14 protein-coding genes and 1 pseudogene are annotated in these 13,698 nt (G+C 59.3%); 13 read left to right on the top strand and 2 right to left on the bottom strand.

The genetic code is table 11. The features are described from left to right. Positions 1 to 374: pseudogene (locus G113_RS13895) on the top strand (nucleoside transporter C-terminal domain-containing protein); the annotation flags it as partial. A 299-nt stretch (positions 375 to 673) separates the two neighbouring features. Here G113_RS13895 and arfB read toward each other — a convergent pair. Beyond that, the gene (gene arfB, locus G113_RS13900) at positions 674 to 1,090 is read right to left on the bottom strand and encodes an alternative ribosome rescue aminoacyl-tRNA hydrolase ArfB (RefSeq protein WP_005904810.1); all 417 of its coding nucleotides are present in this window, start codon (positions 1,088 to 1,090) and stop codon (positions 674 to 676) included. Positions 1,091 to 1,292: 202 nt separating this feature from the next. Here arfB and glnK point away from each other — a divergent pair, with 202 nt between their 5' ends. The 6 genes from glnK to G113_RS13930 all read left to right on the top strand — a co-directional run bounded on the left by glnK (position 1,293) and on the right by G113_RS13930 (position 7,858). After that, entirely contained in the window at positions 1,293 to 1,631 is a 339-nt protein-coding gene (glnK, locus tag G113_RS13905) for a P-II family nitrogen regulator (RefSeq protein ID WP_005904813.1), read from the top strand. Between the two features lie 34 nt (positions 1,632 to 1,665). After that, positions 1,666 to 2,907 (top strand): ammonium transporter, encoded by a 1,242-nt coding sequence (locus G113_RS13910; protein WP_005904815.1) that lies wholly within the window; start codon positions 1,666 to 1,668, stop codon positions 2,905 to 2,907. A 178-nt stretch (positions 2,908 to 3,085) separates the two neighbouring features. After that, on the top strand, positions 3,086 to 4,093 hold the full coding sequence (locus G113_RS13915; RefSeq protein WP_040319239.1) for a Fe(3+) ABC transporter substrate-binding protein: 1,008 nt from the start codon (positions 3,086 to 3,088) through the stop codon (positions 4,091 to 4,093). Positions 4,094 to 4,132: 39 nt separating this feature from the next. Further along, complete coding sequence (locus G113_RS13920; protein ID WP_005904821.1) at positions 4,133 to 5,758, top strand: ABC transporter permease; 1,626 nt, start codon at positions 4,133 to 4,135, stop codon at positions 5,756 to 5,758. Between the two features lie 67 nt (positions 5,759 to 5,825). After that, a complete protein-coding gene (locus G113_RS13925) occupies positions 5,826 to 6,854 on the top strand; it encodes an ABC transporter ATP-binding protein (protein ID WP_005904823.1) in 1,029 nt (342 codons plus the stop codon). 98 nt (positions 6,855 to 6,952) lie between these two features. After that, entirely contained in the window at positions 6,953 to 7,858 is a 906-nt protein-coding gene (locus tag G113_RS13930; RefSeq protein ID WP_005904825.1) for a Dyp-type peroxidase, read from the top strand. Positions 7,859 to 7,942: 84 nt separating this feature from the next. Here G113_RS13930 and argR read toward each other — a convergent pair whose 3' ends face one another. Then, positions 7,943 to 8,413: a transcriptional regulator ArgR gene (gene argR, locus G113_RS13935; RefSeq protein ID WP_005308670.1), complete on the bottom strand. Its 471-nt coding sequence runs from the start codon at positions 8,411 to 8,413 to the stop codon at positions 7,943 to 7,945. A gap of 201 nt (positions 8,414 to 8,614) precedes the next feature. Between argR and G113_RS13940 the strand changes: the two genes are divergently transcribed. The 6 genes from G113_RS13940 (at position 8,615) to G113_RS13965 (ending at position 13,608) form a co-directional block, all read left to right on the top strand. Then, positions 8,615 to 9,355 carry an ATP-binding cassette domain-containing protein gene (locus G113_RS13940; RefSeq protein WP_005904833.1) on the top strand — a complete coding sequence of 247 codons (741 nt, stop codon included), beginning with the start codon at positions 8,615 to 8,617 and terminating at the stop codon, positions 9,353 to 9,355. 28 nt (positions 9,356 to 9,383) lie between these two features. Next, positions 9,384 to 10,121 (top strand): transporter substrate-binding domain-containing protein, encoded by a 738-nt coding sequence (locus G113_RS13945; RefSeq protein WP_005904835.1) that lies wholly within the window; start codon positions 9,384 to 9,386, stop codon positions 10,119 to 10,121. Positions 10,122 to 10,124: 3 nt separating this feature from the next. Beyond that, positions 10,125 to 10,775 (top strand): arginine ABC transporter permease ArtQ, encoded by a 651-nt coding sequence (gene artQ, locus G113_RS13950; RefSeq protein ID WP_005904836.1) that lies wholly within the window; start codon positions 10,125 to 10,127, stop codon positions 10,773 to 10,775. Positions 10,776 to 10,777: 2 nt separating this feature from the next. Next, a complete protein-coding gene (gene artM / locus G113_RS13955; RefSeq protein WP_005904837.1) occupies positions 10,778 to 11,440 on the top strand; it encodes an arginine ABC transporter permease ArtM in 663 nt (220 codons plus the stop codon). Positions 11,441 to 11,658: 218 nt separating this feature from the next. Next, positions 11,659 to 12,594, top strand: coding sequence for a malate dehydrogenase (mdh, locus tag G113_RS13960; RefSeq protein ID WP_005904838.1), 936 nt, complete (start codon positions 11,659 to 11,661; stop codon positions 12,592 to 12,594). 420 nt (positions 12,595 to 13,014) lie between these two features. Further along, on the top strand, positions 13,015 to 13,608 hold the full coding sequence (locus G113_RS13965; protein ID WP_040319240.1) for a tetratricopeptide repeat protein: 594 nt from the start codon (positions 13,015 to 13,017) through the stop codon (positions 13,606 to 13,608). Positions 13,609 to 13,698 lie beyond the last annotated feature (90 nt).

Raw genomic sequence — 13,698 nt, forward strand, 5'->3', positions numbered from 1 at the left:
TTTGGCTGGGAACTGAGCTTCCAGATCATCCTGGGTTGGTTGTTTGCCCCTGTCTCCTGGCTGATTGTGTGCCTTGGGATCAGGCTCAGGCTGCCGGCGCTCTGATTGGTACCAAGGTCGTCATCAACGAATTCGTGGCTTTCATCGCCCTGGTACAAGATCAGACCCTGAACGAATCAAGCAAGGCCATCGTCACCTTCGCGCTGTGTGGTTTCGCCAACATCTCTTCCATGGCGATCCTGATCGGCGGCTTAGGCTCCATGGTGCCGGAGCGCAAGGCGTTCATCTCTCGCTATGGCATGCGCGCCATACTGGCCGGTGTGCTCGCCAATCTGATGAGCGCCGCCTTGGCGGGTCTGTTCCTCGCTATCTGATTGACCCCCGAAGCTAGCACCTTCCGGTCATGGCCCGCCTCGGCGGGCCTTTTTGTCTCTGGATGTTGGCCGGGAAGAAGCCACAAAAAAAAGCGCCCCAGGGAAGAGGCGCGAGAAAACAGATTGGAAGTGTCACATGGGTGCACGTGCATGGGGGATGTCCATCCAGGTACACGTTCATCATGCCCCCGATCTGCTGAAGATCTTCTGAGAATGACCTTCATCTTGTGTTCATATTTTCGCCGTGGTGCCCCGTGTTTCTGCGGGGAGAAAGCGCCGCTCATATGATCCGCCAAGGGTCAATCCAGGGCGATCTTGCCTCGTCCGGATTTGATGTCACCTTTGCGCTTCTTGGCTTCGACTCGTCTGCGCTGGGATCCCTTGGTCGGCTTGGTGGCCCGGCGGGTCTTGGGCCGCCAGGCGGCTTTGGTCAGCAACTCCACCAGTCGGCTCATGGCCTCCTTGCGGTTCATGTCCTGGCTGCGATGGGTCTCGACCCTGATCAGAATGAAACCGTCGTGAACCCGGCTGTCGCTGAGCCTGTCCAGTCCCTCTTTATAGAGCTCGGGCAGGCTGGGGGAGCCCCGGTACTCGAAGCGCAACCAGACCGCCGAGTCTGTTTTGTTGACGTGCTGACCCCCGGCACCCTGAGCACGCATCGCCTGAAACTGCAGCTCGTGCCAGGGCAGGGTGACGTTCTCAGAGATGACTAACATGGATTCACTGAACCAAATTGGTGCATTTTTTAACCTTGTTTAAGGATGGTGCCTCATTGTGGGGCGCTCTGCTCCCCCTTGGAGAGTCTGATGAGATAGGTTCGATACTGATTATTATATCCTATTGAAATATAACAATAAAAAATATTGGCACAAGAATTGATTGCTCTATATCGACACACCATGGATTGGGAGCAACCAGATGAAATTGATTACTGCGATTATCAAGCCCTTCAAGTTGGACGATGTGCGTGAAGCCATTGCCAATCTCGGCGTCGAGGGATTGACCGTCTCCGAGGTCAAGGGGTTCGGTCGGCAGAAGGGGCATACCGAATTATACCGTGGTGCCGAGTATCAGGTCGACTTCCTGCCCAAGGTCAAGCTGGAGATTGCCACCATCAGCGACAACGTGGAGAGCGTGATCGAGGCGATCTGCAAGGCGGCCTACACCGGCAAGATTGGGGACGGCAAAATTTTCGTCTATGAGCTGCAACAGGCGGTGCGGATCCGTACCGGCGAAACAGACGACGAAGCGCTGTAAGTCATTGGGATAGGGAAGCTGTTAGGAGATTGTCATGGAAGAGTTAGCCAAGAGTGTCAGTGAGCTGCGGTTTGCGCTGGATACCTTTTATCTGTTGATGTCCGGCGTCTTGGTCATGTGGATGACCGCCGGTTTCGCCATGCTGGAAGCCGGCCTGGTGCGTGCCAAGAACACCACGGAGATACTGACCAAGAACGTTCTGCTCTATACCATCGCCTGCGTGATGTACCTACTGATAGGTTACAACATCATGTACGTCGATAACGGGGCCGGTGGCTGGTTGCCAAGTGTTGGCACCCTGCTCGGTACTCAGGCCGAGGGGGCGAGTCACTCTCTGGAGTCTGATTTCTTCTTCCAGGTGGTGTTCGTGGCAACTGCGACCTCCATCGTCTCCGGCGCCGTGGCCGAGCGGATGAAACTCTGGTCTTTCTTGCTGTTCTGCGTGGTGATGACCGGGGTCATCTACCCGGTTGAGGGCTACTGGACCTGGGGTGGCGGCTTCTTGAAAGAGGCGGGCTTCTCCGACTTTGCCGGTTCCGGCATAGTGCACCTTGCCGGCGCCGCCGCCGCGCTGGCCGCCGTGCTGGTACTGGGGGCGCGTCGTGGCAAATATGGCAAGAACGGCGAGATCTATCCCATCCCCGGCTCCAATCTGCCGTTGGCGACCCTGGGAACCCTGATCCTCTGGATGGGCTGGTTTGGCTTTAACGGCGGTTCGCAATTGATGTTGTCCGATGCGGCCAACGCCAGCGCCATCGGCAAGGTGTTCGTCAATACCAACGCCGCCGCCGCAACCGGTGCCCTGGGCGCCCTGCTGGTGACCAAGCTGACCTGGGGCAAGGCTGATTTGACCATGGTGTTGAACGGCGCCCTGGCCGGTCTGGTCGCCATCACGGCCGACCCTGCCTCGCCGAGCCCGCTTTTTGCCAGCCTGATAGGTATCCTGGCCGGTGCCTTGGTGGTCTATGCCATCGTCAGCTTCGACAAGTTGAAGATAGATGACCCGGTCGGAGCCCTGTCGGTGCATGGTGTCTGTGGTTTCTTCGGCCTGATGGTCGTGCCGTTCAGCAACGAGGCGACTAGCTTTGGTGCTCAGTTGCTCGGTGCCGCCGTCATCTTCGGTTGGGTGTTCCTCGCCTCCCTGGTGGTGTGGCTCCTGCTCAAGGCGACCCTGGGGATCCGGGTTGGCGAAGAGGAAGAGATGATGGGCGTCGATCTGCACGAATGTGGTGTGGATGCTTATCCGGAGTTTGTGACGGTCAAAAGCAGCCATTAACTGACGGTTAGCTCAGCAAAAGGGCCGGATGGGATTCCATCCGGCCCTTTTATTTATCGTTGAATGAATTTGTGATCCGGATGCGGTAATCGGCTTGCGATATGGCAATACCCTGGGGCAGAATGCAAACAACAATAATTCTCACTATTTGCATTTGTCCCAAGGAATTGACTCCATGATCAAGAAGACACTATTGGCGCTGGCATTGACGGCCATTTCTGCTCCTGCCGCCATGGCAGCACAGGAAGTGAATGTCTATTCGAACCGTCAGGATGAACTGATCAAGCCCATCATTCAGCAGTTCGAAAAAGAGTCAGGGATCAAGGTCAATGTGGTCTTTGCCAAAGAGGGGCTCAACGAGCGACTGGAGCGTGAAGGCAAGCTCTCCCCGGCGGATCTGATGCTGACCGTGGATATCAGCCGCCTGACCGACCTAGTCGACAAGGATTTGGTGCAACCGGTAGATAGCAAGTTGCTGCAGGAGAATATCCCGGCCGCCTATCGTGACCCGGATAACCGCTGGTTTGCCCTGACCACCCGGGTTCGCGCCATCTACTCCAGCAAGGAACGTCTGGGCAAGCTCGACACCATCAGCTACGAAGATCTGGTCAAGCCTGAATTCAAAGGGAAAATTTGTACCCGTAGCGGCAAGCATGAGTACAATGTGGCCCTGGTTTCCTCCATGATCGTTCATCACGGCATGGCGGATACCAAGAGCTGGCTGGAAGGGGTCAAGGCCAACCTGGCGCGCACGCCTCAGGGCAACGATCGGGATCAGGTCAAGGCGATCAAGGATGGCATCTGTGATGTCTCCCTGGGCAACAGCTACTATCTGGGCGCCATGCTCAAGGACCCGGAGCAGAAGGCCTGGGCTGAGGCCGTCGAGATCAACTTCCCGAACCAGACCAATCGTGGCGCCCACGTCAACGTGAGCGGTGTGGCCATGACCAAGTACGCCAAGAACAAGGCGCAAGCGCAGAAGTTGATGGAGTTCCTCGCCGGTGATCAGGCGCAGCACATGTATGCCGAAGTGAACGCCGAGTATCCGGTCAAGCCCGGTGTTGAGCCGTCCGCCATGGTCAAATCCTGGGGCAGCTTCAAGGTCGATGCCCTGCCGGTCAGCGACTATGCCAAGCATCGTAAGGATGCGCTGCAACTGCTCGACGAAGTCAAGTTCGATCTGTAATCAGATGGGGCCAGGGGCCCCATCCATTTTTGTGGACTCATGAAAAAACTTAGTTGGATAGCCAGCGGCTGGGCCTGTGCCCTGCTGCTGGTTTTGCCCATTCTGGCACTGCTGTTTTCTGCGCTCTCGGCGGATGGGGATCTGTTCGCCCATCTGGCCGATACCGTTCTCTCCACCTACCTTGCCAATACCCTGCTGTTGGTGCTGGGCGTCGTCTTGCTCAGCCTGCTGTTCGGGGTGCCGACCGCCTGGCTGGTCGCCATGTGCCAGGTGCCGGGTCGCCGGGCCTTGCAGTGGGCCCTGATGCTGCCCATGGCCATGCCTTCCTACATAGTGGCCTACGTCTATACGGACTTGTTTGATTACTCCGGTTCGGTGCAGGCCGGGCTGCGCGCCCTGTTTGGCTGGCAGAGCCCCGCCGATTACTGGTTCCCGGCGATCCGCTCCCTCGGGGGGGCTGCCTGGGTGCTGGCCCTGGTGCTATTCCCCTATGTCTATCTGTTGGCGCGGGCCTCGTTCCTTGAGCAGTCGGTCAGCCTGATCCACTCCAGTCGGCTGCTTGGCAGTTCGCCCTGGCAGAGCTTTCGACGCATCAGTCTGCCTCTGGCCAGACCCGCCATCATGGTGGCCGTTTCCCTGGTGGCCATGGAGACCCTGGCTGATTTTGCGACTGTGCATTTCTTTGCCATCAACACCCTCACGACCGCTGTCTATGATACCTGGCTCGGCTACGGCAGCCTGGCGACGGCGGCCAAGCTCTCCTGCCTGATGCTGCTGGCGGTCGTCTTGCTGATCGCGTTTGAGCGCCGCTCCCGCACTCGTCAGCAGGTATTCCAGAAATCCATGGGCCATGAGCCGCCACTACGTTACCCGCTCAAAGGGGGGCTGCGCTGGCTGGCCGGGTTCTGGTGCTGGGGTCTGGTGTTGGTCGGTTTTGCCCTGCCATTCGCCATACTGCTCGACTACGGGGTGCGCTATTTTGCACTGTCATGGACACCGGAGTTTGTGCGCTTTGCCGGTAACAGCCTGCTGATCTCGACTCTGACTGCGCTGCTGGCCATGGGCGTGGCGCTGCTGCTCGGGTTCTTCCGCCGCCTTGATGGCGGGATCAAGAGTCTGATCCCGCTGCGTCTCGCCGCCCTGGGTTACGCCATGCCGGGGACTGTACTCGCCATCGGTGTACTGGTACCGCTCACTGCGCTGGATTTTGGCATCAACGATGTGGCGCAGTGGTTTGGGTTAGAAGGGCCTGGCCTGCTGCTGACCGGCACGCTCACCGCCATTGTCTTCGGCTACCTGGTGCGCTTCGTCGCCATCGCCATTGGCTCGGTGGAGAGCAGTCTCGGCAAGATCTCCCCCAGTCTCGACATGGCGGCCCGCACCTTGGGGCAGGGGGCGGGCGGCATGCTCAGGCGGGTACATCTGCCTCTGGTGCGCCGGGGCCTGTTTGCCGGTGCCATGCTGGTCTTTATCGAATCCATGAAGGAGCTGCCCGCCGCGCTGCTGCTGCGGCCGTTCAACTTCGAGACCCTGGCGACCCATGTCTATCAGTTCGTTTCGGACGAGATGCTGGAGCGCGGCGCCCTTGGCGCCATCGTCATCGTACTGGTGGGTTTGCTGCCGCTCATCTGGGTCAACCGCAGCCTGGATAGCCAGGGCCACTGAGCCCCATCAGGACTGGATAGTTATGTTCCGGCCAAGGCCGGTACCACAGAATGAGAGGATCTAAGCCGTGTCTTGCTTGCAAATCGAGAAGGTGAGCTGCCGTTATAACGGTCACAACGTGTTGGATCAGCTGTCCCTGTCGGTGGCTGACAACGAGATAATCTGCCTGCTGGGGGCAAGTGGCTGCGGCAAGACCACACTGCTCAAGGCCATCGCCGGCCTGCTGCCCTTGGCGCAGGGCGAGATCCGGCTCGGTGAGCATCTGCTCGATGGCCCCGGGGTGAGCGTTCCTCCCGAGGCGCGCAACATCGGCATGATCTTCCAGGATTATGCGCTCTTCCCCCATTTGACCGTGGCCGAGAACATCGGCTTTGGCTTGGGGAGGCAGACGCGCAGCGAGCGTCGCCAGACCGTGGAGGAGTCGCTCCAGCTGGTTAATTTGCAGGGGCTGGGTGAGCGTTACCCCCATCAGCTCTCCGGCGGTCAGCAGCAGCGGGTTGCCATTGCCCGTGCCCTGGTGTGCAAGCCGCGTCTGATGCTGCTCGACGAGCCCTTCTCCAATATTGATACCCAGGTACGGATGAAGTTGATCCTGGAGATCCGTGCTCTGCTTAAAGGGCAGGGGATAGGGGCCGTCTTCGTCAGCCACAGCAAGGAGGAGGCGTTCGCCTTCGCGGATCGACTGGCGCTGTTTCGTGCCGGTCATATCGAACAGGTGGGGGAGCCGGGGCAGCTCTATCGCCATCCGCAAAATCGTTTCGTGGCCGAATTCCTTGGAGGGGTCAACTACCTGGCCGCCGAGGTGGTGGATACCGATAGCGTGCAGACCGCCATTGGCCTCATTCGTGGCAATGAGCCCCATGGTCTGGCTCGGGGAGTCCAGTGCCAACTCATGCTCAGACCCCAGCAGCTGCAGCTGATAGGCGATGATCAGGGGCCGCTCACCCTGATGGAGCAACAGTTCCTCGGCCATCACTGCCGGGTGCAGCTGGCCTGTGGCGAGTTGACGCTGGAGGCCAGTATCAATGAGCCCCTGACCCATGCGCGTGCCAGGGTGCAGGTGGAACCCCATGCGTTGGTGCTGTTCGATCTCTGATGCGCGCAGGTACCGGGTCACATCAAGGATCCCATCGGCCATTGCTTTATAATCAGGCGACTTTATGATCGACCAATGCTCACACATGGGAGAGATGAATGAATGCCCAAACCGGGATCTGCGCAGAGCCTAATCTGCATGCCCTCTATTTGATGTTCAACCGGGTCGGTGACAGTGCCGAGCTGATCCGCCGCCTAGCCAAGGTGCCTACCCTGTGGCAATCGGTCAGTGCCGATTTTCCGGACGCCGGCTTCTCCGGTCTGCTGGCGGTAGGCTCCGAAGCCTGGGATGGTCTCTATTGCGTGGCGCGCCCGCCCCAGTTCCGTGCCTTCATGGCCCAGGAGGCCAACGGTCAGCAGGCACCCCATACCCCCTTCGATCTGTTCGTGCAGCTGCGGGCCGACCGGGTCGACGTGCTGCACCATGCCGGTCAACGACTGATGGCCCTGCTGGGTGGTCTGGTTGAGCTGGCCGAGGAGGTGCGTGGTTTCCGCAATCTGGATTGCCGTGACCTGACGGGGTTCGTCGATGGGACCGAGAATCCTCAGGATCAACACAGGGCGGAAGTGGCCCTGCTGGCCGGTGGCGAGTTCGCGGGCGGCTCCTACATCCACGTGCAGCGCTGGGTGCATGCCATGAGTGATTGGGAGCGACTGGCCCTGAAGGAACAAGAGGACATCATTGGCCGCACCAAGCAGGACAACATAGAGTACGAGTCCGCCGACAAGCCGCTGACCGCTCACATCAAACGAGTCAATCTCAAGACTCCCAAGGGTGAGTCCATGGAGATACTGCGCCAGAGCATGCCCTGGGGCACCATGACCGAACAAGGGCTCTACTTTATCTCCTGCTGCCGCACTCAGGCCCACTTCAATGCCATGCTGGCCAGCATGTACAGGGGGGAGGGGAATCACTTCGATCATCTGCTGCGTTTCACCCGCGCCGTCACCGGGGCGGCCTTCTTCGCTCCCTCAGACGAGTTTTTGCAGAGTCAGGGACAGTAAGATGTCCGCAGGGCAGCAATAAAAATCCCGGCCTTGGCCGGGATTTTTCGTTCAAGGAGCCCAGCCGTAGCTGCGCCAGACCGATTAAGGGGTCTGCTCGAACAGTTCGAGGGCGGAGAGGTAAAGCTCCTCGATGTCGGTATCGCTGGTCGGCGTGATGAAGATGGTGTCATCCCCGGCGATGGTGCCGAGGATCCCTTCGGCCTTGCCGAGGGAGTCGAGCAGGCGTGCGATCAGCTGGGCGGCGCCCGGGCTGGTGTGGATCACCACCAGGGCGCCGTTGTGGTCGACATCCAGCACCAGGTTCTTGAGCGGGCTGGAGGTGGTGGGCACGCCAAGTTCAACCGGCAGGCAATAGACCATCTCCATTTTGGCGTTGCGGGTGCGAACGGCGCCGAAGCGGCTCAGCATGCGCGATACCTTGGACTGGTTGATGTTTTCAAAACCCATCTCTTGCAGGGCCGTGACTATCTCTGCCTGGGAGCCAAATCTTTCTTCTTTCAGCAAGGCTTTAAAGGCCTTGGCCAGTTTTTCTTGCTTGTCGTTATGCTTCATCTTGGACTCACGAATGAGGGAGGGTGGCGGCCTGTAGTGCGCAGGCGGCAGCTATGTTCAGCACGGCCATTTTGCATTCATATGCCTTTTTTGGCAAGGAACTGCGGTTTGTACTGCATATAGATGCAAGTTTAGCTTGCATATACCCATATTGAGATTAAAATCAGGACGAAATTTTGAAAACTTATTCAGTCGGGTTGTATGGGTATTGAATTAAACGCTATCGACAAGTCCTGGCACAAACAGCAGGTGCTGCAACAGGTATCCTTTTGCACCAATCCCGGCGAGACCTTGGTGCTGCTGGGCCCGAGCGGTGCGGGCAAGAGCTCGCTGCTGCGCATGCTGAACCTGCTCGACACCCCGGATGCCGGTACCCTGCGTATCGGCAAGAGTGAATTTTCTTTCCCTTCGACCCTCTCCAAAGGCGAGTTCGCCCGAGAAGCCCAGGCGCTGCGCCGCAAGGTGGGCATGGTGTTCCAGCAGTACAATCTCTGGCCTCATCTGACTGTGCTGGAAAACCTCATCGAGGCGCCCATCAAGGTGCTCGGCATGGGCAAGCAGGCCGCCATCGATAAAGCTGGCTATCTGCTGGCCCAACTGCAACTCGCCGACAAGCGCGATGCCTGGCCAGCCCGGCTCTCCGGCGGCCAGCAGCAGCGCGTGGCCATCGCCCGGACCCTGATGATGGACCCCGAAGTACTGCTGTTTGACGAGCCGACCGCGGCGCTGGATCCCGAGATAACCAAGGAGGTCGCCCAGATCATCCGAGGCCTGGGTGAGACGGGGATCACCCAGGTGGTGGTCACTCACGAGGTCGATTTCGCCCGCAAAGTGGCCAGTCAGGTGATCTATCTGGAGCGGGGGCAGATTATCGAATCCGGCTCTGCCGCTATCTTCAGCTCGCCTCAGACAAGCCGTTTTGCCGAATTTCTGAATCACTGAATCCCTTCATTTTGACAAGGACAATCACATGAAAAAGAGCGTATTGCTGGCCGTGGCCATGGGACTGCTGAGCACCACTGTGGTGGCCAAAGAGATCAAGTTCGTCACCGAGGCGACTTATGCCCCGTTCGAATACCTGGATGACAAGAACGAGTTCCAGGGCTTCGACATCGACCTGGCTCGTGCCATCTGCGCTCAGGCCAAACTGGAGTGCAGCTTCCATAACCAGGCGTTCGACAGCCTGATCCCCAGCCTCAAGTTCCACCGCTTCGATGCCGCCATCGCCGCCATGGACGTGACGCCAGAGCGGGCCGCCCAGGTTGATTTCTCCGACATCTATTACGAAAACTCCGCCGTCTTCGTGGCCAAGAAGGACGCCTTCAAGGGGCCGGAAGAGTTGGTCGACAAGACGGTAGGCGTGCAAAACGGCAGCTCCCACCAGTCGTATCTGGTCGATAACTGGGTCAGCAAGGGCCTGCTGACAGTGCCTTACGCCAGCTACCAGAGCGCCTTCCTCGACATGATGAATGGCCGTACCGACGCCGTGTTTGCCGATACTGCCGTGGCCGCCGACTGGCTCAAGCAGCATAAAGAGTATGCCGCCATGGGCACCCCAGTCACCGACGCCAAATATTTCGGCACCGGGTTTGGCATCGCCGTGGCCAAGGGCAACAAGGAGCTGTTGACCCAGCTGAACAAGGGGCTGGCCGACATCAAGGCCAACGGCACCTATCAGCAGATCTTCGACAAGTACTTCGCGCAGTAAGCCATGCTGAGCCTGCTGCTTGATGCAACCTGGATGACGCTGGGGCTGGCGCTGGCCTCCCTGGCGGGAGGCATGGTGCTGGCGCTGGCATTCAGTGCCGCCGAGCTGAGCGGCAAGCCCTGGCTCGGCTGGCCTGTTGCCACGCTGACCACGGTGATCCGCGGTCTGCCCGAGCTGCTGGTTGTGCTGTTCATCTACTTTGGCTCGACTCAGGTGCTGTTCCTCATCACCGGCGAATACGTGGAGTTCAGCCCCTTTGCCTGCGGTGTGCTGGCGCTCTCCCTGCTGTTTGCCAGCTATGGTTGCCAGACCCTGCGTGGTGCCCTCAATGCGGTGCCTGCCGGTCAGCGTCAGGCGGCGCAGGCGTTGGGATTGGGACGGGGGCGGATCTTCTTTCGCATCGTCCTGCCCCAGGCCTGGCGTCACGCCCTGCCCGGACTTGGCAATCAGTGGCTGGTACTGCTCAAGGATACCGCCCTGGTTTCCCTCATCGGGGTGAACGAGATGATGCGTCAGGCCCAGATGGCGTCGGCCAGTACCTATCAGCCCTTCACCTGGTATGCCACGGCAGCCCTCATCTATTTGGGGATCAGTCTGGTCAGCGAGGCGGGCCTCAAACAGGCGTCACGTTATAGCCGGCGCTACGGAGGTTAGGGATGAAAGACTATCTGATCACCCTGCTCGGCGGGCTTGGTACCACCTTGCAGCTGACCGCCTTGAGTCTGCTGCTCGGGGTGGCCATGGCCGTCCTGATGACCTGGGTGCTGGAGCGCCGCATCCCGTTGGCGACCCAGCTGGTGCAGGTCTGGGTGCTGATCTTTACCGGGACGCCGCTGCTCATCCAGATTTTTCTTATCTATTACGGGCCCGGCCAGTTTGAATGGCTTAAATCAGGGCCGCTCTGGCCGCTGCTCAAACAGCCCTGGTTCTGCGCCGTGCTGGCCCTTGGCTTCAATACGGCGGCCTACTCGACGCGGCTGTTCAAAGGGGCACTCGAAGCTATCCCTGCGGGGGAGGTGGAAGCCTGCCGCGCCTTGGGGTTTACCCCTGGCCAGACCCTGTGGATGAAGGCGCGCCATGCCGCCCGTCGCCTGGTCCCCGCTTATTCTAACGAGGTGATATTGGTGCTCAAGGGCAGCTCCCTGGCCAGTACCATCACCATCATGGACATCATGGGGCTGGCCCAGCGCCTCAATGCCCAGACCTATGACACCCTGGCGGTGTTCACTGTGGCAGGGGCCCTCTACCTCGGTATGAATGGTTTGTTAACAATTGGCTTTCGCTGGTGCGAACGCCGTGCCCTGGCTTTCCAAGGCTAGGCTCCTTATCTTGCCCCCTTGATTGAAGGAGAAACACAGAAAATCTGTGCTTCTCCTTCAATTTTTCACATTTACCTTCCTCTTTCGGCGCTGGCTGTTCCGTAGCTCACAGAACCTGTTATCGCAACTGTTATCAGATTGTTTTTTAGGGGGGGATCCTTTAAGGTTGGGCGCACAACAAGAAACAACCTTAAACCTGCTTAAACATGGAGTTGATCATGAAAGTTGCCGTTCTGGGTGCCGCCGGTGGGATAGGCCAAGCCCTTGCCCTGTTGCTGAAGAATCGCCTGCCTGCTGGCTCCGAATTGAGCCTGTATGATATCGCCCCCGTCACCCCGGGTGTGGCCGTCGATCTGAGCCACATCCCGACTGACGTGAAAGTAAAAGGATTTTGTGGTGAAGACCCGAGCCCTGCTCTGGTCGGCGCCGATGTTGTGCTGATCTCTGCCGGTGTCGCGCGCAAGCCTGGCATGGATCGTTCCGATCTGTTTAACATCAACGCCGGTATCGTCAAGAATCTGGTCGAGAAGTGTGCCGCATCCTGCCCGCAGGCCCTGATCGGCATCATCACCAACCCGGTTAACACCACAGTCGCCATTGCCGCTGAAGTGTTGAAGAAAGCTGGTGTCTATGACAAGCGCCGCCTGTTCGGGATCACTACCCTGGACGTGATCCGTGCCGAGACCTTCGTGGCCGAGGCCAAGGGCCTGAACGTTGATAAAGTGCGAGTCAACGTCATTGGCGGTCACAGCGGCGTGACCATCTTGCCGCTGTTGTCCCAGATTGAGGGTGCCAACTTTTCCGCCGAGGAAGTGGCTGCCATGACCAAGCGTATCCAGAACGCGGGTACCGAAGTGGTGGAAGCCAAAGCCGGTGGCGGCTCGGCGACCCTGTCCATGGGTCAGGCGGCTTGCCGCTTCGGTCTGTCGCTGATCAAGGGTCTGCAAGGCGAGGCCAACGTCATCGAGTGCGCCTACGTGGAAGGCAATGGCGAGCACGCCAGCTTCTTTGCGCAACCTATCCTGCTGGGCAAGCACGGCGTCGAGACCATACTGGACTACGGCAAGCTGAGCGCCTTCGAGCAGGAAGCGATGGATGGCATGCTGGCCACCCTGAAAGCCGACATCCAGCTGGGTGTCGACTTCGTCAAATAAAGCGCCTGACGGTTGAAAAGGGGGGGCTCAGGCTCCCCTTTTCGTTATCTTGGCGCTGCGAATTGCCATCCTGGTTTCATCCTGACTCAAGGGATGGCTCCCTGCGGCCGATACAGGAGAGCAGCAGGAGAACCCATGATGAACGTATTCCCCCTCATTGTCTTTACGTGTGCGCTGGCCGGTCAGGCTCAGGCAGTACCCAGTGACGCCAGTTCGGCCGACACCAGGTTGTTGGCCGCATCTGAACCGGCACCTGCCAAGGCGACTGTATTGCCTGCCGAGAGTACAGTGACATCCAACCCTGGTCAGCCGCTCACCCAGGCCAAGGCCGCCACGCCATCCGCCTTGCCCGGTGCAGGTCTGCCCCAGTGGCCTGCCCCCGTTAACCAGACCTCGGCGGCCCCCGCCACCCTGGTCGAGATCGTGGATCCGGCGGCCAAGTTGCCTCCGGTCTCGGTGGCACCGTTGCAGGTTGTGCCCCTCTATCGTCAGGACGAGCTGCTCGACTGGATTGAGCAAGGCCGCCACCTCAAGCAGGTCAAACAAGACAGGTGTCAGCTGACCCAGGATATAGAGGCGCGGGCTAATGTGATGAAGATCCCTTCCTATCAGTTTCTGTGGGGGGACATGCTGGCCTGGGGTGTCTGTGTGAAGCCCGATGCTGAGCAGGGGGTCAAGTTCCTATGGGCCGCGGCGGATCAAGGACTGGCTCCCGCATTGGAGCAGCTGGGCCGTTACTACTGGAAAGGGATACTGGTGCAGAAGGATCTGCTACGCGCCGAGACGCTGATGCGGGAGGCGGCTAGCCAGGGTTTGCTCAAGGCGCAGTTGGAGTGGATAGAGATGTTGCTGGCGGGGCTCGGCAGCCCTCTGGATTATGAGGAGGCCTACCAGTTGCTGCATGGTGCCGTGATCGGCGACAAGGCACTTCATGGCCGGGCGGCCAGCCTGCTGTCGCGTCTTGCCGCTCGCATGCCCGCCAATGCAGTGGCGCGGGCCAAGGCCATGGGTTGACTCTTTTTGCCCAGTGATGAGAAGAGGGCCCCTGTTTGCAGCAGGGGCCCTCATTTTATAGGAAATCAGCCGCCGTGCCGTGCGAGGCTG

The sequence above is a fragment of the Aeromonas molluscorum 848 genome (genome assembly GCF_000388115.1).
Taxonomy (GTDB): Bacteria; Pseudomonadota; Gammaproteobacteria; order Enterobacterales; family Aeromonadaceae; genus Aeromonas; species Aeromonas molluscorum.